The following is a 21975-nucleotide window of genomic DNA, read 5'->3' as shown; positions in this document are numbered from 1 at the left end:
ATCAGGATTTCCTGCTGAAAGTTCATAACAACCACCAATCAACCAAAAGACTTAAGTGCTTATAACTCTAACGATCTAATGGGAACTAGGGTTAAGTTTATAACCAGCCTGGAGGTAGTTAATTAAATGAAGGTGGTACAATGAAAATAGCGGAAGAGGCCGTGGGTATTGTTAAAGGTGAGGCAAGTGTCATAGGGTATGATTTTTCCGCTCACCCCGATGTGAATTTACAGTTTGGGGAGTTTGTCGTTGCCCAGAACAGAAACGGGGAATGGGTTATCGGCACAATCAGAAAGCTCCAAAACATAAATTGGCTCCTCATAAGTGGAAAAAGCACATATCAATCTCTTCAGCTTGATTTGGAGCAATACGGAGAGAGCATTGAGGACAATGAAGAAGTTATCGCTAGCGTAAGGGTGCTGGGCAAACTCAATTTTAACGGCGAGAGAATTGATGTTTTACCAAACAGAGTCCCAATCCCCAATGGAAGAACTGTTTATAGGCTAAGCGACGAAGTCCTCAAGGCAATATACAACCCCGGAGAGGGATACATCAACGTGGGAACTCTCCTCCTAAGGGAAAACGTGCCAATATATCTGAACGCTGACGAGCTTGTATCAAGGCATTTTGCCGTTTTGGCAGTTACCGGAGCAGGTAAGTCAAACACCGTTGCAGTGATGATAAGCCAGATCGTCGAAAAGCTCAGGGGGACGGTAGTTGTCCTAGACCCGCACGGAGATTACGTAAAGCTGAAGCTTCCAGACACTGGGAAGAAATACGTCAAGATAATAGATGCCAAAATAAGACCTGAAGAAATGGATAGTGAAGAGCTGGCAGACCTAATAGAGGTCGCAAAAAACGCCACCATACAGAGAGAATTTCTAGCTAAAGCATGGGAAACAATCAAATACGAAAATCCAAACTTGGGTGGGAGAGAACTTATCGAAAAGCTCATGGAGACGATAAACGACTGGATCAGAAATAAAGCGGCAATTTACTGGGATGAAGGAAAAAAGGACTATCTAACGGAAGAACTCAAATCAGATAGGGTAGAGACGTTAAGGGGAGTTGTTTTAAGGCTTAGGAGATTTTTGAGAAATTATGGGGGATTATTAACCAGTGAGGACTTAATATCCCAAATTGAGCCTGGAAAGGCAAACGTTATCGACCTCGGGCCCTTAGACGAGGGCCAAATGAAAGTCGTTGTCGGAAAACTGCTCCAGGGAATATTTGAGGCAAGGGTAGACTATGAAAAAGCCAGAAAGACTCTTGAACGCATAGAAGAAGAGCTAAGAGAAAGCAGGGCTGCGAAAACATCAAAACTCGAAGAAGAAATCGAAGAGCTCAAAGAACTTATGAAGAGCATCGAAAAGAAAAGTAAAGCACTTGCTGAGCCAATACTCATGATAGTGGAGGAGGCACACATCTTTGCCCCGCAAGGAGAACACAATGATGCCGTGAGGGTTTTGAGCAGAATTGCCAGGGAAGGAAGAAAGTTTGGAGTTGGGCTTGGAATAGTATCCCAAAGACCAAACAAACTTAATGAAGACGTCTTAAGCCAGACAAACACCAAGATAATCCTGAGGATTGTAAACCCAAGAGACCAAGAGTATGTCCTAAAGGCAAGCGAGCAGTTGAGCAACGACTTGCTAGCTGACATAGCCTCCCTCGGAAAAGGAGAGGCAGTTATAGTTGGCCAAGCAATAGCCCTTCCAGCGCTTGTTAAGATTTACAACTTCAAAGAAAAGGGCGGCGATTATGGAGGAGAGGACATAGGAGTTGTATCAAGGTGGCGTAAAAGAGCAGAAGAAGAGAAGAGAGAGGAAGAAATTCAGCAGGCTTATGAAGATGAGGGGATAGAGTATGACCTTTAAATTTGCCCACATTGCAGATGTACATCTTGGGTTTGAGCAGTACAGACTGCCCTACAGAGCCGAGGAGTTTAGAAAAACCTTTGAGACTGCAATAAAAAAGGCAGTTGAGGAAAAAGTGGACTTTATACTTATTGCGGGAGACCTCTTTCACCGCAGCAACCCAAGCCCCCAGACAATAAAGGAAGCCATAGACATCCTTTCGATCCCAAAAGAAGAAGGAATTCCGGTTTTTGCAATTGAAGGAAACCACGACAGAACCCAAAAGAGGATTTCCGCATACAATCTTCTAGAATCCCTGGGGTTGATGTACGTTCTCGGCTTCAGCGAGGAGAAAAAAGAAAACACGTATCAAACCACAGAAAAAGTCAATGGAAAGCTAATCGTCAAAGGGGTCTTCGAAAAAGGGAACAAAAGCCTAGAGATTTATGGGTTGAAGTTCATGAGTGCTGCATGGTTTGAGAGAAACAAGCTGAGCGAGTACTTTAAGCCAAGCGGAGACGCTGTGCTTATGCTCCACCAGGGGATAAAGGAAATGATGGACAGCCTGAGACTGGAAACGCAGAGGGACTACTTCGAGATAACCCTCGAAGACCTGCCAGAGGGCTTTCTTTACTACGCAATGGGGCACATACACAAAAAGTGGCAGACAAACAAAGGATTAGGTGTAGTTGCTTATCCCGGTTCATTGGAGAGGTGGGACTTTGGGGACTACGAAATAAGATACAGGTGGAACGGAGAGACTTTTGTTCCCCAAGCCGGAGAGGACAAGGGATTTCTGATAGTTGAAGATTTCAAACCAAGGTTTGTAAAACTCGACGTTAGGCCTTTCTACGATGTTAAAATTAAAGCCGACGAAAGGGCTGCAAGGCAGGAGCTCAAAAAGCTGAGCACAAAGATACCAAAGGAAGCTTTCTTGAGGGTGGACATTGAATGGGAGAGGCCTTTTGACGTGTCTTTTCTCCACGAAATCTTCGAAGTTGAATACCTCCACATAAGAACGAAGTTCAAACGACCATCCTTCAGGCCAACCCAAACCACAGATCTAAGAGGGTTCTTTAATCCCCTAGAGCTCAAAATACTCGAACTTGTTGGCGAGAAGGAATTTGAAGCTTTTGAAGAAGTTATCGAGCTCTTCTTAAGAGGCTCTATACCTGAGAAAGAATCTACGCCCAACAAAGAAGAGAGAAAAGAGGAAGTTAAAGAAAAGGTTGTTATGAAACAAGAAGAGGGGGAAAAGAAGCCTGAAGAGAAGAAAATCAAGAAGATAAAAAAGCCACCAGAGAAGAAATCGGACTTATTGTCCTGGCTCAAAGGGTGAGAGGAAATGAGGATTGAGAAAATAATAGTGAGAGATTTCCGCTCACATGAGTTCACAAAGGTAACGTTTACACCCGGGATAAACCTGATAATAGGACAAAACGGTTCTGGAAAAAGTTCCCTCCTCGATGCGATACTCGTCGGGCTTTATTGGCCCACAAAGCCCAAAGACCTCAAGAAGGAAGACATCCTCAGGGTGAACGGAAAAAGCACAGAAATAACGGTATTCTTTGAAAAAGATAATGTACGATACCAGCTCCACAGGAACATAACCAGAGGTATAGCTTTCGTCAAGTATCAAGACGGTGATGAGTGGCATTATGCAACTGAAGCCGGTCAGCAGCCCGTGAGGAACTGGATGGAAAAAATGATTCCCTATGATGTATTTGTGAATGCAATATACATAAGGCAAGGCGAAATCGACGCAATTTTAGAGAGTGATGAGAGCAGAGAAAAAGTCGTTAGAAAAGTTCTTGGGTTGGACAAATATGAAAACGCGTACAACAACCTCCTCGAAGTCAGAAAAGCTATAGACCGGAAGATTAACGCAATTGAGGAGTACCTTACAGCAATGAGGAACATTGACGAAATAATAGAGCAAACACAAAAGAACTTGACAGAGGTAATAAAGGGAATAAACGAGATTTCCCCCAAAATCCCGAAACTGAGAGAAAATGCCGAGAAGATAAAGGAGAGACTCTACCAACTTGACGATCTTTTGGAACAGCTCAATAAAGTAAAAGAAGAGAGAAATGAACTCGAAAAGACTCTCAAAGGGGTAGCAACGAGAATAAATGCACTGCTTGAATCAATAGATGAGAGGAAAAAGAAAATAGAAGAGCTAAGGAAGAAGCTGGAAAAGCTCGAAGAAATTAAACCCCAAGCCAAGAGGTACAAAGAGCTCGAAAAGTTCCAGAGAGAATACAGTGAAGTAAAAGCAAGAATTGAAAAAGAGCTTAAAGGCTACGAAGGAAAGCTTTCTCAGATAGAAGAAAGACTCAAAGAGCTCTTGCAGAAAGAAAAAGAGCTGAAAGAGCTTGAAGAAAAAATTGGCGGGATAGAAGAAAAGCTTGAAAGCCTGAAGCGGGCTGCAGAAGAATACGAAGAAGCCACGAGAATCAAGAAGACAATAGAGACCCTAAAGAATAGATTATCCCTTAGCGAGGAGGACATTAAAGTTCTCAAAGACGAGATAGAAGAGGCAAAGAGAAGAAGAGACGAAATCCGCGATAGGCTGGAAAAAATTGGGGAAGAAAAAGGAAAACTCAGGAGTCTTTCTGAACAGAGAGACAAAGCAATAGCAGAACTAATGAAAGCCGAAGGAAAGTGTCCTGTCTGCGGTGCCGAGCTTACAGATGAGCACAGAGAAGAGCTTATCGCAAGCTACAGAGCAGAAATCGGCGAATACAAAGCAAAAATAAGAGAGCTCGAAGAAGAAGAAAAGAAGCTCAGAGCCGAGCTCGTAAGCATTGAAAAGACTTTGAACAAAGAACGCATAGTGATAGAAAACGAAGGAATATTGAAACAGATAAAAGAACACGAGGAAAAACTGGCACAGTTCAACATCAACGAGCTTGAGAAAAAGGCCAAAGAGTACGAAGAACTCTCAAGGGAGAAAAACCAGCTTGAAGGCAAGCTCAAGGGGATTGTTGAAGAGCTCAAAAAGAAGCCGGTGTTCAAAAGAATGAAGATAAGCATAGAGGGCAAGATAGAAAACGCCAAAAGAGAGCTTCAGGGATATGAGAACAAACTCAAGGAACTTGGGTTTGAAAATGAGAGCGAACTTAAAGTAGAGCTCGAAAAATTGAGACCTCTCTACGAGGAGTACCTCAAACTTTTGGACGTTAAAGAAGAACTAGAGAAAGAAGAAAAACGCCTTAGCAGAGAAGAAAAAGAATTAAAGGTTCTGGAAAAGCAAAAACACAAACTTGAAGCACAGCTTTCACTGCTGGATGAGAGAGTTGCTGAGCTCGAGAAAAAGTACAACAAAGAAGAGCACGAAAAGCTGAGAAGAGAATATGTTGAGGCAAGAGAAGCCCTAACGAAGGCAGAAACTGAGCTTGAAAACCTCGAAAAAAGAAAAGAGGAGTTGAGCAAAAACCTAGAGAGCCTCCAGAAGGAGAGGGAAAACGTTAAGAACAAGAAAAAAGAGCTTGAAGAGCTGAAAAAAGCCAGAGAAAAAGTTCAAGAGCTCAGAGAAAAGGTCAGGGTATTTAAAAACCTCCTCAAGGAAGATGCACTTGCAAAAGTTGGAGAATACGCGAGCGAAATATTTGAGGAACTAACAGAAGAGAAGTACTCTGGAATAACTGTGAAGGCAAAAGAGAACAAAGTTGTTCTTGGGGTTATATACGATGGAAAAGAAAGGGAGCTTTCATTCTTGAGCGGTGGTGAGAGAATAGCCCTCGGTCTGGCGTTTAGATTGGCTCTATCCCTCTACCTTGCGGGAGAGATTCCCCTCCTCATAATGGATGAGCCGACACCTTATCTCGACGAGGAGAGGAGAAGAAGGCTCGTGGACATAATGGAGCGATATCTGAGGAAAATCCCCCAGGTAATAATAGTTTCGCACGACGAGGAGCTCAAGGATGCCGCAGATAGAGTGGTGAGAGTCAGGCTTGAAAACGGCACTTCGAGAGTAGAAGAAGTAGAGGTGGGATGAATGTACCGCCTCATTTCCAAATATCAAGCAGACAAAATCCTCCAGATGCTCAAAGGAGAACTCAAAGAAGTTGAAGGAGCCCTAAAGGGCAGAGTAGATTGGAGACCTCTCCCCGAAAAAAAGGAGAGCAAAGTTTATGCTGTTGATGGAAGTCAAGGAAAGGCAAGGCTGAGTGGAACAATAATTTATACAGTTGCCTCTTTTGCCTTTGGAAACGGTAAAAGTGCTCGGCTGGTCTATACAAATGCCATGACATACAACCATGGAATTTCCGACCAGATAATAAGACTTCAAATGGAGACTTTAGAAAACAAGCTCGGGGCGCTAGTAGGGAATGAGGAGCATATGATTTTGATGGACGGAACGCTCACCGGTTCATTAACAAGACCTCCCGTTTATCCCGAGAGCGTTAAAGGGATAACCACCTTAATTCATACGTTGGGAGAAGATAAACTGGGAGAACTCATCAGGGACTTCATGGAGAGGCTCGATGAGCACTATCTCGATTTAGAAAAGCGCCTTGCTGAGGAAAGGGAGCTCTACAGTGGAGTTATACTCGCGGACGAGGTTATAGATGAATACTCAGAGTTCTACAAAGCAATGGAAGGCAAAGAGATTGTAAACTACGACGGTGCCCTAAAGAGGTTGAGGGATGCGCTAAAAGCCGAGATTCCCAGAAGTGAGATAATAAAAATTGCCGAAGAGCTGGATGAATACAGTGAGCCAAAGACATTAACCCTTGAAGAGGCAAGAAACACCATTCATGTTGTCCTAGGCTATCTGGAGTACCTCTACTCACTAGAGAAGCTCCTCCAAAGGGAGCTAATCTACATCGCAAAGAGCTTCTACAACAGGAAAATCACGTCAAAACTGGGCATAGATCTCCTTGACGTGCCGTTTATCGATGCATATCTTGTCAAAACGCATGGCGAAGAACTTCCCGGTTACTGTGTAATATACGACCCGGAAAGGGCTGAAGAAAAAAAGAAAATAGCCCACCGTCTGCCGAGGATTTTGAGGAAATACTTCCCCACCGTCCAGAGGTTCATAGAAACGGGAGTTCCCTCAGCGTATATAAGAACCATGAAGGGGGGCATCATATACCTGCTCCAATCCAACACCTCAATCAACGATGAGCTGATAGCAAAATTGCTGTGGCACGAGAGCAACGGCTATATAAGACCGCTCCAGAGAGCCCACGAAGGGGTAAAAATTGAACAAAAAGCCTTCAGAGCTGAGCTTGAAGCCCTCATGAACTATCTGAAAAAGAAAGACAAAGAGCTGAGGGTTTTCATAAAATATGGAAGGTCTCCGCTCGAGTGATCACTCAACTCCCCTTCTAACTTTTACCGCAAGGCCCTGCTGAAATATCTTAAGTTCTTTGCCGTTTAACAGGCTTTGTCCGGTTGCCAAAAGCTCGTCGTTCTTATTCACCACAAGAACTTCGTCGTATGGCCTTATAGACTCGTCTGCATCAATCACGAACTTCGCAAAGACGTTCTTCCCCTTTCTTGCAAAGGGCTCCGCGTCTTCATTAACAACAACCCTTTTCATTGGATAGGGGAGAAGCTTGTGCAGTCTTCTTGCTCCTTCGATTCCAAGGGTCAAAAGACCGTCTTCCGCTCTAAAAGTTGCCACGTGCTTGCCTCCCGCTTTTATCTGTCTTGGCATTCCGGTCTTTCTTGAGAGCTCGACAAAAATATCTTTAAAGGCTTCACTCGCTCCTTCGCCAAACTGATATTCAGCAACAGCCTGAACGTAAAGCTTCGCTTCCTCCTTTGAGGGCTTCTCTATTGTGAAGTCTTCCTCCCCCTCGCTCTGGGCAAACGGGAAAGTTAAGCTCAGGTATTTTGGAATTTCGCCAAAAATGGGATGGCTGATTGTCTCCGGGAACTTCCCTTTTACCCTTTCAGCTCTTTGCTTTGCCCTCAAAACTACGGGAGTTTTCATGATCTCCTCACTAACCTTGAAAAAGGCAGAGGCCTTTGTTATCGGCTCGTTCTCCTCGAGGTAGTCCTTGTATTCAAGCAGCCTTTTGTAAGCGGCAAACATTTTTGGGTGAGACCTTGAACGCTCATCAACTAGCTGCCAGAGGGTTCCCTCTTTTATTGCCTGCTTCACCCTGTTTAACTCCTCTCTAATGACCCATAGGTTGTGAAGGGCTAGAAGCCTCGTTCTCTCTTCCTTTGACATCTCGCGCAGCTCTTGCGGTGTATGGCGAGAACAAACAGGGCATGAGCATGGGAAATACTCAAGCTCTTCAAGCCTCTTGGTTCCTTCAGGTGTCATGTAACGGTCGTCTTTAGCGTAAAGGGCGTAGCTTGCCGAATCAAAGAGGTCAATTCCCATCGCAACTGCCAGAGCAAATACCATCGGATGCCCAGCGCCGAAGAGGTGAACAGGTCTGTCCGGTCTTAGCCCAATTTTTGAGGCTATTACAACATCAACCAAATCCCTATAGCGGTAGCTCTCCATTAACGGAACAACGGCACCAATCGGATGGATCTCAAAGTTCATTTCGCTTAATTTTCTAGCGGCGTAGGTTCTCAGGTCGGGATATGTTGAGCCCTGAACGGTGGCATTCATGGGTATGCTCTTTATGCTCTCAGCCTCTTTTGCTCTCTCGAGTGTTATCTTAAGGTCCTCTTCAGCTTTCTCCCTTGGAGCATCTGGAATTGTTGGGATGTCTAGAAACGTCCCTATGTCAACGCCTATCTTGTGCTGGAACTCTATAATCTCTCTATTGGTAACCTCTACTCCACCATATCTCATAAGTTGGAAGCTTCCGGAATCGACCTCTATTATGCCATCGTAGCCCAAAAGCCTGTGAATACCATTTTCAAGGGCTTTCTCTCTCAGCTCTTCGTCTTTGTAAATTATGTAGGAGTTCGTGATTATAATGTCAAAGCCCATTTCTTTGAGCTCTTTAGGAGTCACTATGAGCTGCTTAGGGTTAACTACGGGCATAATAGCTGGAGTTTCGAGCTTTTTCCCGTTAACTTCAATTTTCCCTATTCTTCCCGCAGCATCTCGCGCTTTTATCTCGAATTTGAAGTCCATTTTCCTCACCACAGAGAATTCAGAATTTGAGTTTAAAAACCTAAGGAGACTTCAGCGCAAACTTTGCAAAATTCCCAGCAGCGTCCGGAGATAGCCATAGAGGTGGAGAGAAAGATAAAACAGAGCCCAGAACCACAGAAATACTGGAAAGAGAAGGGCATTTAGGAGGGAACCTCCCTCAACAACCGTAGGGATAAGAAGGGTAAGCACCTCATAACTTAAGAACAGCAAGAATAAATCAAAGTTTCCCTTTAAGAGCAGTGCAACCGGAACTACTACATCGAGAAGAGCAACGAAATCGCCCAAGATCAGGAAAAAGAGCTCTTTCTCCAGCCCTCCTCCAAGATGCTTTAAATCACCCAGAAACCATCTCCTCCTCTGCCTCCAAAGTTCTGGAAGTGTCTTTGGCATTCTCGTGTAGACCCTTGCCTTTGGGGCATAGAGAACCTTCCCAAGTTTCTTGAGCTCTTTTGTTGTTGCGTAGTCCTCAACTTCACTCTCGACAAACCCACCAATCCGCTCCAAGGCTTCTCTTCTGAAGGCCGAGATTGGGCCGGGAGCAACGCTTAGGTCTTCAAGCTCCTTAGCCCGTCTGAACATAGCAATTCTGAGATGCTCAACGTCCTGAGCTCTCTCCAAGAAAGAGCTTCCCAAGACCCTCACTTGCCCCCCAACCCCAACAACGTCCATAGAATAAAACCTCTCTACCAGAGATTTCAACGCGTTTGGCGAAAGGATAGAGTCCGCATCGGTGGTAACTATTATTTCACCCTTTGCTTTTGAGAGTCCGAAGTTAAGCGCTTTTGCCTTTCCTTCATGGGCCTTTCTAAAAACTCTCAGCCTCAGGTCTTTCAAAGAGAGGGCCCTCTCGAACGTGTCATCTTCACTGCCATCATCAATAACGATAACCTCAAAATCAGGATAATCCTGAGAGAGAGCCGACTTTATGGAGTCCACTATGTTCTCTCCCTCATTGTAGGCGGGTATCAATACGCTTACAAAAGGGGCAAAGTTTCCGGTTTTATAAGGCTTAACTAGACTAAGGAGGTAGTTAACGAAAAAATAACTATCCCAGAGGAGGATTATAGCTAAGAGCATCTCAAGCAGCATGACCTAAATTCTACTTTTGGCTTTTAACTTTTTCAATAGCCGGGCTGTAGAAATCTATAAAAGCACTCCCCCGAAATAGAAACTGGTGGTAGTATGATCATTTCAAAACCATGCACAACCATGAAGGGAATGATAGTTCAGCCCTATTCGTGGGACAAAGAGGTCACGATTGATTTAAAAAGGACTGCAGAATGCCTAAAAGATAAAGGCTACGAGGTAAAAAGCGTTATTCCCAAAATGATGGCGATAGCGGTAATAGACGGCTACGAAACGAGCATATATCCCAGTGGAAAAATAATCATAAAAGAACTCACCGACATCGAAGCAAGCAAGGAAATAGCAAAAAAGATAATAGAATGTGCAGGGCTGTCTGAGCTTCTTGAGGATTAAGCAAATGGCAGGGCTTCCCTGATTTTCTTTATCAGTTCATCTTTCTTTTCTGAGTCCTCGAGGGCTATCTGAAGAACTTCATCGATTCTCTCAACAGGGATTATTTCTATCTTTTCTGCCTTGTCAGGGCTTAGGAAAACGTCGTTCTCGTTTGCCTTTGGAATTATAACCTGCTTTATTCCGGCTTCAATTGCAGCTTCTATCTTTGGTGTGACTCCTCCCACGGGTAAAACCTCTCCCCTGACGCTCAGCGAACCGGTCATGGCAACACTCTGCTTTACGGGAATTCCTTCAAGAGCTGAAATGACTGCTGTCGCAACGCTTATGCTTGCGCTGTCACCTTCAACACCTTCGTATGTTTGCAGGAACTGAACGTGAATGTCGTAGCGGCTTATGTCTTCTCCCTTGTAGCGCTTTATTATAGCTGACACGTTTTGGACGGCTTCCTTTGCTATCTCCCCAAGCTTACCTGTCACTATTATCTTACCTTCTTCTTTGCTCGCAGCAGGAGCGACCACAGCTTCAATCGGCAACACAATACCGCTCTGTTCCCCTATAACTGCAAGGCCATTTACCCTTCCAATCTCTCCGCCCTCGGTCTTAATAACCTGGTACTCCTTCTTTCTCTCTATGTACCAATCTGCCAGCTGCTTTTCGAGTGGCTTGGCTAGCTGTAACGCCTTTAGTACGTGCTCTCTGGTAACGTATTTAGCTCCTTCCCTAACCGCTATGTCTCCAGCAGCCCTTACTACACCTCCAAGATCCCTAAGCCTCAAGGTAAGATGGCCTTTCCTGCCAGCTCTCTTCTGAGCTTCCCTAATTATCTCCTCAACGGCATCCCTGGTGAAGTGAGGTATTCTGCCGTCTTTCGCAACTTCCTGTGCAACAAAACGCACGAGCTTTCTTCTGTTTTCAATTGTATCGGGCATTGTGGTTCTCATGTATATTTCGTAACCATAACCCCTTATTCTCGAACGGAGAGCAGGATGCATCTTATCAACCGTGTCGAGGTTTCCTGCTGCAACCAAGATGAAGTCACATGGTATAGGCTCTGTTCTCACCATAGCACCGCTTGAGAGCTCGCTCTGGCCCGTTATTGGGAACTTCTTCTCCTGCATGGCAGTGAGAAGGCTTTGCTGCATCTTCAAGCTAAGGGTGGCTACCTCATCTATGAATAGCACACCCTTGTGTGCTCTGTGAATCATTCCGGGCTCAACTCTTTCATGGGCTGGAGTGCCGAGACCTCCAGAGTTCTTAACAAATAGACCATTGGCAAGTAGATTTCCTGTCTCTGTAGTTACGTTGTAAGTAACCTCTACTTCCTCCCAGCTTTCGATGAAGTGCCTTCTCTGTCCCCTTTTAATCTTTTCAAAACGCTCCTTGAGCTCTCCAAACCTTTCGGCAAGGCTTGATTCTGGAACAGCCGCTAGGTATTTCTCGACTTCTCTAAGGAACTTTTCTCTCTTTGCTGGAGAAAGGCTTATCGGAATGAACTCAAGGAAGTTGAGTACATTGTCTACGGACTGGGACAATATAAGCCTCACCTTGTGTTTACCTCTCGCTTCATCCACTCTGACTTTCGCTTTAATCCCAAAGAAGCTTAGATACCACGCTATTTCCTCAAAGAATGGGAGCTTCTTTTCAAGCTCATCGGTAAGCTGGACTATTTCAAGACTTCCATTGAATTTTATGCCGTCTTTGTAACGAGCAAACCTCGGTACACTACCATCGCCGCTATAGAAACCATCCATGAAGGCGAGGAAGATTGATGGCTTAAGCTTGATCCACCACGGAAGCTCAAACTTGACTTTGGTCTTATTGCCAGCTGGTGCACCAAGTGCAACAAAGAACCTTATAATTTTTCTGTCCCATGTTCTAAAAAGAATGCTCTTCCCTCTGCTCTCACGGTTCTCTTTAATCTCGTAATCGAAATCTCCAAAGAGCTCGCCAAGTGTTTTCACAAAAAGCTCAATGGCTTCCTTTTCGCTCGAAACAAAGCTCAAAGTATTGAGGTTTTTATCGATGCTTCCATCGCTAAAGAGAGCACCCAAAATCCTTGCTATCTTCTCGAGTCTGCTGTCTTCACTGTTTAATGGAAGTAAGTTGAGCTTTTCAAGCTCCTCTATCATTTTGAGTGAGTTTGGCTTTGCTCCCTGAGCCCACCAGCGAAGTGTACTTTCCTTGATGCCAAGCTCCTTTGCAGCTTTCTTGTAACCATTACCAGTTTTTTCGTGATACTCCTTCCAGCGGAGGTAAGCTTTGAGTTTGTCTTCCTCATTATAGGTTTTAGCAACATCAAACTTGTCGACAACTGTAATGGGTACCCTTATTATTTCGTCATCCTTGGTTATCTCTCCAGCTTCTTTAAGACCTCTTTCCGTGTACACTTTGTGTTCAGAGGTTAATGCAAGCCAGTAATCCTTTTCAAGGTTTACTATTTTTCTAAGCTTTTGCTTTCCTTCCCTTCTATTGACATAGAGGAGCTTTACAAATCCATCCTTTGTGAGTATTTTTACGTCCTCTCCCTGAAGATCCTTATAAACCACCCTAATCTTTCCGTCCATTCCTTCTCCAGAGGGCTCTTTGAGGGCACTATCAACGAACTCCCTAAGTTTGAACACTCTTTTCTTTTTGCCTTTTTCAATTACAATGCTTTCTTCACCGCTAAAACATTGGAACGGGTCGTGCCTAACGTCTCCAAGCAGAGCTCCAGCATGAGCTCCAGTTGCATCAACGAATGGAGCCTTAGTTCTTCCACAATTGTCAACAAGAAGCTTTGGTACCAAAACTTGATTCCTAAGCCTCATGTTTGATAAAGCCATCAAAGACACAATAAGCACAAAGACTCCGAACAGCAGAGTTTGGGCTGAGCGGTCCAGAAGAACCGCAATCATTACCACGAAAAGCACAAAAAGCAGCAGATATGACTTTATGTTCTCTTGCTCCTTTGCCTTCTGCCTGTAGCGCTCCACTATTTGTCTGCCCTGACATGCCGGAACTGTCTTTATCTTGGGCATATTTTCGTCTTCTGGGTTTGGAAAGACTAGAATATCCTCAAGATTTTCAGTTGGGAGGAGTTCCGCCATGGCCTGGCCCAACATGGATTTACCTGTACCGGGCTCACCTATTAACAGCACGTGCCTTTTTTGTTTCGCTGCGGTTTTTATTACCTCAACAGCATGATCTTGACCGATAACTTGGTCTATTAACTTTTCAGGGACTTTAATTTCCTCAGTAGTCTGGAAATCCATCCCCAATTCAAGGTTTTCACCATATGAGCGCTCTTTTTCAACGCTGTTAATCTCCTCGCTCAAAATACCTCACCTCTCCCAAACTACGGTTGCTTGAGTGAACTTATAAACTTTTTTTAAAGAAAATCGACGAGCTTAGAAAAGCTAAAATAATAAGAATCCGAAAAAGACATGAGGTGATAAAAATGAAAATTGAAGATCACATAGCTTTCACGGCAAACCACAAAGACTGGAAAGTTGGAGATAAATTGGTAATGATGGAAGACCACAAAATAGCCCACTTCCTTGCAAGTGTCTCAAATACCGTCAATCTGAAGATCCCAGAGTATCTAACAGACGTCATGGATATTGCCAGAATAAGGAATCTAGCCGAGGAGATAGGAGAGAAAGAGCCTTGGGAGGTTTTAAAAACCCTGAAATCTCCAGGAACTTCAAGAAAACTTAATCCAATGATATTCGAAGATGATAAAAAACTCAAAAAGCTCCTTCTGGATGCCGCGAAAGCGTTGCTAGCAAGGGAAGCGCTCTCAAAGAAGTTCCCCGTCAGCTACCCGGAAGAGCCCATAAGGGAGCTTAGAACCACGCTCATGTATAATGAGGATCACATAAACTTCACAGCCAAACATGGAAGCTGGATAGTCGTGAAAAGGCTTATAATAGACGATAAAACTCCAATGGCAGATGTTGCAAGAATCTTAGCAAGCATAAATGAAACAACTGTTTCAAAGATTCCTGTATATGCCGGAATAGATTTAAAAGGAATAGAAGGATGGTTTGGAGACATCAAAAAGGCTAAAAGTGATAGCGAGATAAAAGCGCTTGTAGATAAGCTCCTCACCATCCCAATAGAACAGTATGCACCGGAAGAATTCGCGGGGCATGCAAAAGTCTATGCTCTAAGGATAGCTCTGCAGAAGGTTGGGCTTTCAATTGACGTTCCGTCCAAGTCCCTAGAAAAGTATCTTGAGAAGAGTTGAAAAGAGGATAAGATGATGAGGCCGAGGACACCCGAGGAGCCCGATGAGGACTCTTCGCTTCGCTGATTCTTAATTCTTTTTTCCGAAAAGTTTTTAATAACAATTCCATAATAAAATTCGGAGGTGATTGCAATGGTGAAGAGGAATGTGATCTATACCGAGAACGCTCCGAAGCCAATAGGGCCATACAGCCAGGCAATCTTGGTTGAAAACCCGGATAAGATACTCTTCATTTCAGGACAGATTCCAATAAACCCAGAAACAGGGGAACTCGTTAAAGGAGACATAAGAGAGCAGGCAAGGCAAGCAATAGAGAACCTGATAGCAGTTCTAGAAGCCGCAGGGGCGACAGTTGATGATGTTGTAAAGGTCAACGTTTATTTGGATGACATAAACGACTTCGAAGAGTTCAATAAAGTGTATGAAGAATACTTCGGGCATTCAAAGCCAGCTAGGGCAGTGGTGCAGGTAGGAAAGCTTCCAAAGGGAGTCAAGGTAGAGATAGAAGCAATAGCAATCTTTGAGTGATTCGTTAGATTTTTATCTTTCTGTATCTTAGTTTTTTATGATGCTTATGTACAAGGGACTTGGCATAATCTTCGGTTTTCTCTTCATTGGAGAGCTCTTGAGCGAAGCATTTAATCTTCCAATACCCGGGAACGTCATCGGAATGATTTTGCTAACTTTTGCACTTTTATTCAACGTTGTAGAGCTGAAAGACGTTGAAAAAGAAGCAGAGTTCTTCATAAAGAATATGAGCGTGATGTTTATCCCACCAGGAGTTGGAGTCATAACATATTGGGGGCTCATAAAAAGCCAGGCAGTCCCGATTTTTGGGGCCTTGGTGATAAGCTTTGCTCTTACGTTGATTTTAACGGCGAAGTTCGTTGAACTCCTAAGAGGTGGCGAAAAATGAACTCCCTCGGAATTTTTCTAACGATTGCAGTTTTCTACTTATTTTCAAAGATTTATGAAAAGAAAAGAGCCTTCTACTTAAATCCTGTCATGCTTTCTATAATCGCAATAGCGTTCATCCTACATCTGACAGGGATTAGCTACGAGACTTATATGGAGAGTGCCAAGATTATAAGCTACCTTTTAAGCCCGGCAGTTGTTAGCCTTGCAGTCCCCCTCTATAAGCAGAGAGGAATAATAAAGGAGTATTCAAAGGAGATATTCGCGGGAATAGTCTTTGGTGGGACGCTAGCAATCCTAAGCGCATTTTACGTTGCAAAGATTTTTGGTGGTAGCGAGAGCGTTCTTCTAAGCATAGCCCCTAAGAGCATTACAACGGCAATAGCCATAGGGGTTAGTGAGAAGATAGGAGGCATACCACCTTTAACGGCAGTTTTAGTCATACTAACGGGAATACTAGGAAATGCCATTGGAGTTGAGATGCTAGATGCTTTCAAAATAAAGGACCGGGTTGCGAGAGGGCTTGCAATGGGAGTTACTTCTCACGGCCTAGGAACCGCAAGGATAATACTGGTTGATGAGCTTTCTGGGGCAGTCAGTGGCCTTGCAATGGCACTAAACGGTGTTTTCACGTCCTTAATCCTTCCCTATCTCCTCAAGCTCCTCCAGTAAGTGCTCGCTCACCTTAAGCTTATCGCGGGTGTCCAAAAACAGAACAAAGTTCTTCTTTGCTATTCTCTCCTCTATCGGAGCGTTTTCAACGAGGAAGGCTATAATTTCTGGAGTTGTGTAGGGAACCTTTACCCCAACTTCATCGGCTTTCTCGAAAAGCCTGTCTGGGACCTTAAAAATGTCTTCTCCTTTTTTGACTTCAATGGCGACCTTGGAATTTATCTGCTCCCACAGCAGAAGGGTGTTTTTAGCCTTTTCAATTTTTTCCAGTGCGCGCTTTTCTAAAATACTCACATTTGCCCTGCTTGTGCCCAGAATTTCAGCTATCTCACTCTGTTTTAGCCCCTTAGCCCTTAGACGAAGTATTCTGATCTGCTGTTCCGTGAGGAAGGTCTTCATTTTAAACACCATAGTTTAACTTGATTTCAGAGGTTAAAAGGTTTTTGACTACTTCCTCGCCAGGATAAGCTCTATCTTAAGATCATCCCCCTCAGTTTCAGCATTGACCCAGAAAAAGCGGTAATCCCGCAAATCTGCCAAGATTTCTGGGGTGTCTTTTATGCTGGAGTAGATATAGTCCACAAACTGCTCGTGGAACTCCGGACTGTAATACATGGCAAAATTAGGGAGAGTTATAGTCCACTTCTTCCCAGAAGAATACCCGATAAGCTTTCCGGATTTAAGGTTCTCGTCTTTCTTTAGATTTGGAAACTCGTCCTCTATTTTTTCTACGACTTCCCGCGTCAGCCTTACGGCATCGAAGTGCGTGAAAACGTAGTCTTCGTTCAGGAAGTCCGATGAGTAGAGCACCGCAAGCTTCTCAACATCTGCTCCCCCGCTCCATCGAACCCGATAAAGGGTCGCATTTGAAATTGCCTTCCCTTCAACCTTCTTCCAGTGGAGGTAGTAGCTCCCCAAATCCATAACGGGAGGTTTCTGATCCAGAACAAAGAACTTCCCGCCAATCTTCGCTAAAGCTGCTGCATGGCCTGTTTCGCTGTTTTCGAAATTTATTTCAAGGGCGTAAGCTTCAGTGTAGTTCATTGCAAACAGTAGGGCAATTGTTAAAACTGTATAATCCGTGCATATCCCCTTTCCAAGGGTCACGGTCTCTGAGGGGCTTTGGATTTTTGAGCCACCGGTTATTTCCACTCTTCCCGTCAGATATGTTGTTATTTTTGCAGGTGAAAGGGATGCTTTCTCAAAATCATACCTTATGTTGTCTTCTTCCCATTCAAGAATTTTCCAGACGTCTTCCCTTATGTCTCCCTCTTGTAATTCGTCCGCAATTGGAAGAAGCGTCTCCACTTCTTCCGGAGTTATCAGGCATTCTATGGCGGAATCCAAGAAGTAGTAACTTTCCTCTCCACACGCTTCTAAGGGAGTTGGGGGTATTTCAGATTCTATCGAAGGAGAGTATAATCTAGGAGAGGAGATGCACCCACCAACCACAGAAAGAAGAATCAGTGCTACAAGGGCTATTTTTGACTTCATAATACCAGAAATGAAATTGTCATTTATACGTTTTCTGCTTGGAGTACCAAGAAAGCAATTGAATACTCCTTCAGGAATTGAAGGCCACAAGAACTGAAGTTTCGGAATTAAGGACTCCAAAAACGTCAAAAACTTTTGGTGGTCCCGCGGGCCGGATTTGAACCGGCGACCTGCGGATCTACAGTCCGCCGCCACTCCCAGGCTAGGCTACCGCGGGACCCTACAGCCCAGCCCTCAATCACTACTCATCTCGAAGTGGTTTATAAATCTTTCTGTGATGCTCAGACAACCGAGCGTTAATCACCAATCATCCAGTGCCGGTTTCATCATAGCATAGCATAAGTTTATAAGCGACTTCCCTTGAAAATCTTTCGATGAACATGATAAGTGAAGTTCTCAGATCTGCACTGCTTATGATAATCATGATAGACCCAAGCGACAAAATACTCCTGGTTAGCCTGCTTAGGGAAGACTTCCACATAGAGGACATAAAACAGCTGATAATAAGAGCCAGCCTCATAGGGTTCTTCCTTCTGATTCTCTTCGCCCTGGCTGGAAAGATAATACTGCAAGATATATTCCACATAGATTTGAACGCCCTCAGAGTAGCAGGCGGTTTTGTGCTCTTCAAAATAGGTCTTGAAGCTCTCGAAGGCGGTGGTATGGTAACGCTCAAAAAGGAGAAGAATATTTTAGCCTTAGCAGCCGTACCTGTTGCCACGCCCTTAATAGCTGGTCCGGCAGCAATCACAACCGCAATAACACTAACAGCAGAATACGGCATAGAGGTCTCTGCTCTGGCAATCGTAATAGCTATATTAACCACTGCTCTTATCATGATAATAACCCTCTACGCCGTCGAAAACGTAAGCAAAACAACGCTTGGCGTGTTTATCAGAATAATTGGTCTCTTTACAATGGCCATTGGAGCCCAGATGATGGTGGAAGGCGTTGGAGGAATATTCCTAAAGCTCATGGCATCAACAACTTTTTAACTCTCTATTCTTTCAATCTGGTAGGTGAGAGAGATGGACAGAATTCAGCGAGTTAAGGGAACAAGAGATCTGCTTCCCGAGGATATGGCAAAGAGAAGATACGTGTTTGAGAAAATAAGGGAAGTTTTCGAAGCTTATGGGTTTAAGGAGATACTCACACCAACTTTCGAGTACACAAAGCTCTTCGAGTTGCGGAGCGGGGAAGAGGTTGTTGAGCAGTTATACGCTTTTGAAGACAAAGGTGGAAGAAACATCGCCCTCAGACCTGATTTGACTTCAAGCGTTGCGAGGCTCTTCGTTAATTCTTTTCAAACCGCACCGAAGCCAATAAGATGGTATTACATAGCGAACATGTTCCGCTACGAGGAGCCGCAGAGTGGAAGGCTGAGAGAGTTCTGGCAAGCGGGAGTTGAGCTTATAGGCTCTCCAAACATAGAGGCTGATGCCGAGGTTATCGCACTTTTCATAGAAAGCTACCTCAACACAGGCTTGAGAGAATTCACAGTCAACATTGGGGACAGAGTCATTTTGGATGAGTTTGCGAAGATGCTCGGCGTGGAAGACGATATCGGGCTCATGAGGCTGATAGACAAAAAAGACAAGATGAGCAGAGAGGACTTCACAAAGAGCCTAAGAGAGTTTGGGCTCGGTGAAGAAGAGATAGAAAAGGTCTTCGCCCTAATAGAACTGAAGGGCAAGCCCGATGATGTTTTACCAAAAGCGTACGAGCTTTTCGAAAGTGAAACTGCAAGAGAAGAACTGAAGAAGATTGAAGAGCTTTTTGAACTGCTGAAAGCCTATGGCGTTGAGAACTACGCATTGGTAGATTTCGGAATAGCCAGAGGGTTTGACTACTACACCAGCATAGTCTTTGAGGCAATAGCTCCAAATGACCTTGGTATCGGATCGATAGGCGGCGGGGGAAGATACGACAACCTTATAGAGGTCTTCGGAGGAAAGCCAACCCCAGCAACGGGTTTTGCAATTGGTATAGAAAGGCTAATCCCAATCTTGGAGAGCAAAGGACTTCTGCCAGAGCTTAAAGTTGGAAGTGACGTCTTCATTGTGTACATAGGAAATGAGCTTGAGATAAAGAAAAAAGCAATAGAGATAACCCAGATGCTGAGAAAGGCAAAGATTAAGGCAGAATATGATATTCAAAGAAGAAAACTAAGCAAGGCGCTTGACTACGCCAACAGCATAGGCGCGAGAGTTGTGGTGATTCTCGGAAAGAGAGACCTAGCCGAGGGGAAGGTCACAATAAGAAACATGAAAAGCGGAGAGCAAATAACGATCCCAATAGAAAAGACCGTGGAAGAAGTGAAAAAGATGCTGTGATGAGCAAACCCGTCGCTGAAGGGTGATGAAAGGATCGACTAGCTGAACTTTTTCTTTACCTCAAATTTGTTTTTCTTTCTCTCAAGACGCCATTTTTCTATTGCTCGAACAACGGGGCACCTTGCCCTCCAGTAACTAAGGAGCTTCCTCAGCATTTCGACTCACCAACAAAAGTTTCTAAAAGGGGGTTTAAAAGAGATTTTATGAAATAAAATTCAAAAATCTTTTTCGAGCACCTTTCTCATAAGCTCGATCTCTTCTCTCAGCTCTTCAAGGACTTCTTCTCCTGTTTTGGTTATCTCATAGTACCTCCTCACCCGCCCTCCAACTTCCATCCATTCTCCCTTTATCAGGTTATACCTCTCAAGGGTCCTGAGGATTCCGTAGAGAGTGCTCTCACTTGGCACAAATTTTCCCCCACTGATGTTTTCAAGGGCTTTTCTTAAGGCATAACCGTGAGTTTTCTCTTTTTTTAAAAAAGAAAGGACTAAATAAGCGTATATTCCCGCCCTAATTTCTTTTCTGAATTTCTCCAATGCCTTTTTCTTGTGGTCACCAAACAATCCTGTCTTCCTCCCTCTCCTCCTTCACTTTGGGCAAGCCATAGCGGAGCAAGAGCACTGAGACAGTCAAGAGGAGCACATAGATCACAGCCAAAACCACTGGTGATGGCTTGAACTGGTAATATGCAGCAAAGGTGTCTATTATGCCGTGAGCAACGCTCAAAGCCAGCAGGGCTTTCTTCCCAAAGCCGTTCTTGTAGGAGTAAGCCAAAACCACGGTTGTTCCGGCATGAAACAGAGTGGCCAAGTAGCGTTCGAGCATGGAAACGAGAGCATTAGTGAGACTTGGAGTCACCGTTCTGCCTACCAGTAAAGTGCGTGTAGGGCGTTAATTTCGTAACGGGTAGGCTTCCCTCCTCCCGTCTTCATCGGAGGGCTTTCGGGGGGAACGGAAACTCCCCACATCTTCAGGGCTTTCAAGCGAATATTCCACGAGCCAACCACATCCCTATCAGCCTCAAAACCACAATTCGAGCACTTTAAAACCCTGTGCCCATTCGGGCTTAACTTTCCCCCACATATCGGGCACAGGGATGAAGAGTAAGCAGGATCAACAAAAACGACACTCACACCCTTTAACTTGGCTTTATACTCGATAATGGATTGAAGCTTTCTAAAACTCCACCTGTGCAAGCGACCGTTCATTTCAGCCGAATACCTTATTGTGTTCCTGATTTCCGTTAAGTCCTCCAAGGTAATACCACCGTATTTTTCAGCTAATTCAACGATTTTGTTAGCCAATTTGTGATAAAGGTCATTCAGCCTGTTCCTCTCCCTTCTCCCATACTTTTCCAGAAGCTCTTCCCTTTTCTTTCCAGCCCTAAGCTTCCTCTGAATCTTCCTCCTCTTTACGAAGTAACCAGTCCTAATCTCCCTCTCGTGGGTGATGATCTGGATGAACTCGCCGTCTGGAAGGCTGAGGGTTACATTATTCTCGTTCAAGTCCACGCCGACAATGACTTTCGGCTCTCTGACTTCAACTTCCTTTGAGAACACCACGTGGAGGAAAATTCCCATCTGGTTTTTAACAAGCCAGGCTTGCCCTATTTTCCACTCCCTAAACTTCTCGTGGTATTTTGCAGGGTAAAACTCCAGTTTCAGCCTTCCACTTGGAGTTGAGAGTTTAATAAATCCTCCTTCAAGGTCGAGTTTGAAGAGGTGATCATCAAGCATTATCACTTTTTTCTTGAAAACAGGCTTTCCATTAGCTTTTCCTCGTCTTTTTCTCTTCCTGTAACTCTTGTAGATTGAGGTGGCCATTTGACAGGCCGTGTGAATGTAATGACTCGGAAGGTCTGGGTATTCCCTCCGGAGGCCCTTGTAAGTCTCCTTCTTCAGCCGGTAAAAGCTCGTGATG

The 21975-nt window shown here is 44.3% G+C and carries 19 protein-coding genes and 1 tRNA gene; 11 read left to right on the top strand and 9 right to left on the bottom strand.

Going from position 1 to position 21975, the window contains the following annotated elements; genetic code table 11:
- Positions 1-140 precede the first annotated feature (140 nt).
- From herA to nurA, 4 genes are read left to right on the top strand one after another with little or no spacing between them, the layout of a single operon-like run.
- Positions 141-1874 (top strand): DNA double-strand break repair helicase HerA, encoded by a 1734-nt coding sequence (gene herA / locus THEPK_RS04325; protein WP_042698755.1) that lies wholly within the window; start codon positions 141-143, stop codon positions 1872-1874.
- Positions 1864-3192 (top strand): DNA double-strand break repair protein Mre11, encoded by a 1329-nt coding sequence (gene mre11, locus THEPK_RS04320; RefSeq protein WP_042698752.1) that lies wholly within the window; start codon positions 1864-1866, stop codon positions 3190-3192. The genes herA and mre11 overlap by 11 nt, the downstream gene beginning before the upstream one ends.
- 6 nt (positions 3193-3198) lie before the next feature.
- Positions 3199-5853: a DNA double-strand break repair ATPase Rad50 gene (gene rad50 / locus THEPK_RS04315; RefSeq protein WP_042698749.1), complete on the top strand. Its 2655-nt coding sequence runs from the start codon at positions 3199-3201 to the stop codon at positions 5851-5853.
- Positions 5854-7176: a DNA double-strand break repair nuclease NurA gene (gene nurA / locus THEPK_RS04310; RefSeq protein WP_042698746.1), complete on the top strand. Its 1323-nt coding sequence runs from the start codon at positions 5854-5856 to the stop codon at positions 7174-7176. It abuts the gene before it with no gap.
- Here nurA and tgtA read toward each other — a convergent pair whose 3' ends face one another.
- Positions 7177-8913, bottom strand: coding sequence for a tRNA guanosine(15) transglycosylase TgtA (gene tgtA, locus THEPK_RS04305; RefSeq protein ID WP_042698743.1), 1737 nt, complete (start codon positions 8911-8913; stop codon positions 7177-7179). It lies immediately after the preceding gene.
- A 51-nt stretch (positions 8914-8964) separates the two neighbouring features.
- Positions 8965-10023 (bottom strand): glycosyltransferase, encoded by a 1059-nt coding sequence (locus tag THEPK_RS04300; RefSeq protein WP_042698740.1) that lies wholly within the window; start codon positions 10021-10023, stop codon positions 8965-8967.
- A 93-nt stretch (positions 10024-10116) separates the two neighbouring features.
- Between THEPK_RS04300 and THEPK_RS04295 the strand changes: the two genes are divergently transcribed.
- Positions 10117-10413, top strand: coding sequence for a hypothetical protein (locus tag THEPK_RS04295; protein ID WP_042698737.1), 297 nt, complete (start codon positions 10117-10119; stop codon positions 10411-10413).
- Here the strand turns inward: THEPK_RS04295 and lonB are convergent.
- A complete protein-coding gene (lonB, locus tag THEPK_RS04290; RefSeq protein WP_052315924.1) occupies positions 10410-13664 on the bottom strand; it encodes an ATP-dependent protease LonB in 3255 nt (1084 codons plus the stop codon). The two genes, THEPK_RS04295 and lonB, sit on opposite strands and share 4 nt — an antisense overlap.
- Positions 13665-13849: 185 nt before the next feature.
- Between lonB and THEPK_RS04285 the strand changes: the two genes are divergently transcribed.
- The 4 genes from THEPK_RS04285 to THEPK_RS04270 all read left to right on the top strand — a co-directional run bounded on the left by THEPK_RS04285 (position 13850) and on the right by THEPK_RS04270 (position 16228).
- On the top strand, positions 13850-14641 hold the full coding sequence (locus THEPK_RS04285) for a DUF2666 family protein (RefSeq protein ID WP_042698735.1): 792 nt from the start codon (positions 13850-13852) through the stop codon (positions 14639-14641).
- A gap of 132 nt (positions 14642-14773) precedes the next feature.
- Positions 14774-15169, top strand: coding sequence for a RidA family protein (locus THEPK_RS04280; RefSeq protein WP_042698732.1), 396 nt, complete (start codon positions 14774-14776; stop codon positions 15167-15169).
- A gap of 46 nt (positions 15170-15215) precedes the next feature.
- Positions 15216-15557 (top strand): CidA/LrgA family protein, encoded by a 342-nt coding sequence (locus THEPK_RS04275; RefSeq protein ID WP_042698730.1) that lies wholly within the window; start codon positions 15216-15218, stop codon positions 15555-15557.
- Positions 15554-16228 carry a CidB/LrgB family autolysis modulator gene (locus THEPK_RS04270; protein ID WP_042698727.1) on the top strand — a complete coding sequence of 225 codons (675 nt, stop codon included), beginning with the start codon at positions 15554-15556 and terminating at the stop codon, positions 16226-16228. Before THEPK_RS04275 ends, THEPK_RS04270 begins: the two co-directional genes overlap by 4 nt.
- Here THEPK_RS04270 and THEPK_RS04265 read toward each other — a convergent pair.
- The 3 genes from THEPK_RS04265 to THEPK_RS04255 all read right to left on the bottom strand — a co-directional run bounded on the left by THEPK_RS04265 (position 16193) and on the right by THEPK_RS04255 (position 17939).
- Positions 16193-16627 (bottom strand): Tfx family DNA-binding protein, encoded by a 435-nt coding sequence (locus THEPK_RS04265; RefSeq protein ID WP_042698725.1) that lies wholly within the window; start codon positions 16625-16627, stop codon positions 16193-16195. The two genes, THEPK_RS04270 and THEPK_RS04265, sit on opposite strands and share 36 nt — an antisense overlap.
- 48 nt (positions 16628-16675) lie before the next feature.
- Positions 16676-17722, bottom strand: a complete 1047-nt coding sequence (locus tag THEPK_RS12550) for a transglutaminase-like domain-containing protein (RefSeq protein ID WP_083965031.1) — start codon at positions 17720-17722, stop codon at positions 16676-16678.
- A gap of 139 nt (positions 17723-17861) precedes the next feature.
- Positions 17862-17939: transfer RNA gene (locus THEPK_RS04255), tRNA-Tyr, on the bottom strand.
- 163 nt (positions 17940-18102) lie between these two features.
- Between THEPK_RS04255 and THEPK_RS04250 the strand changes: the two genes are divergently transcribed.
- Positions 18103-18717 carry a MarC family protein gene (locus tag THEPK_RS04250; RefSeq protein WP_042698723.1) on the top strand — a complete coding sequence of 205 codons (615 nt, stop codon included), beginning with the start codon at positions 18103-18105 and terminating at the stop codon, positions 18715-18717.
- A gap of 33 nt (positions 18718-18750) precedes the next feature.
- The gene (hisS, locus tag THEPK_RS04245) at positions 18751-20055 is read left to right on the top strand and encodes a histidine--tRNA ligase (RefSeq protein WP_042698720.1); all 1305 of its coding nucleotides are present in this window, start codon (positions 18751-18753) and stop codon (positions 20053-20055) included.
- 215 nt (positions 20056-20270) lie between these two features.
- On the opposite strand, the gene THEPK_RS04240 is transcribed toward hisS, so the two are convergent.
- From THEPK_RS04240 to THEPK_RS04230, 3 genes are all read right to left on the bottom strand, one after another.
- Positions 20271-20618: a PadR family transcriptional regulator gene (locus THEPK_RS04240; protein ID WP_042698717.1), complete on the bottom strand. Its 348-nt coding sequence runs from the start codon at positions 20616-20618 to the stop codon at positions 20271-20273.
- Positions 20608-20913: a hypothetical protein gene (locus tag THEPK_RS04235; protein ID WP_232194532.1), complete on the bottom strand. Its 306-nt coding sequence runs from the start codon at positions 20911-20913 to the stop codon at positions 20608-20610. The genes THEPK_RS04240 and THEPK_RS04235 overlap by 11 nt, the downstream gene beginning before the upstream one ends.
- Positions 20914-20921: 8 nt before the next feature.
- Positions 20922-21975: RNA-guided endonuclease InsQ/TnpB family protein (locus THEPK_RS04230; protein WP_042698714.1), on the bottom strand; the 1054-nt coding region annotated here is incomplete at its 5' end.

Origin of the sequence: Thermococcus sp. PK, assembly GCF_000430485.1 — an archaeon.
GTDB classification, from domain to species: domain Archaea; phylum Methanobacteriota_B; class Thermococci; order Thermococcales; family Thermococcaceae; genus Thermococcus_A; species Thermococcus_A bergensis.
This window is presented reverse-complemented; position numbering and strand designations above follow the sequence as displayed.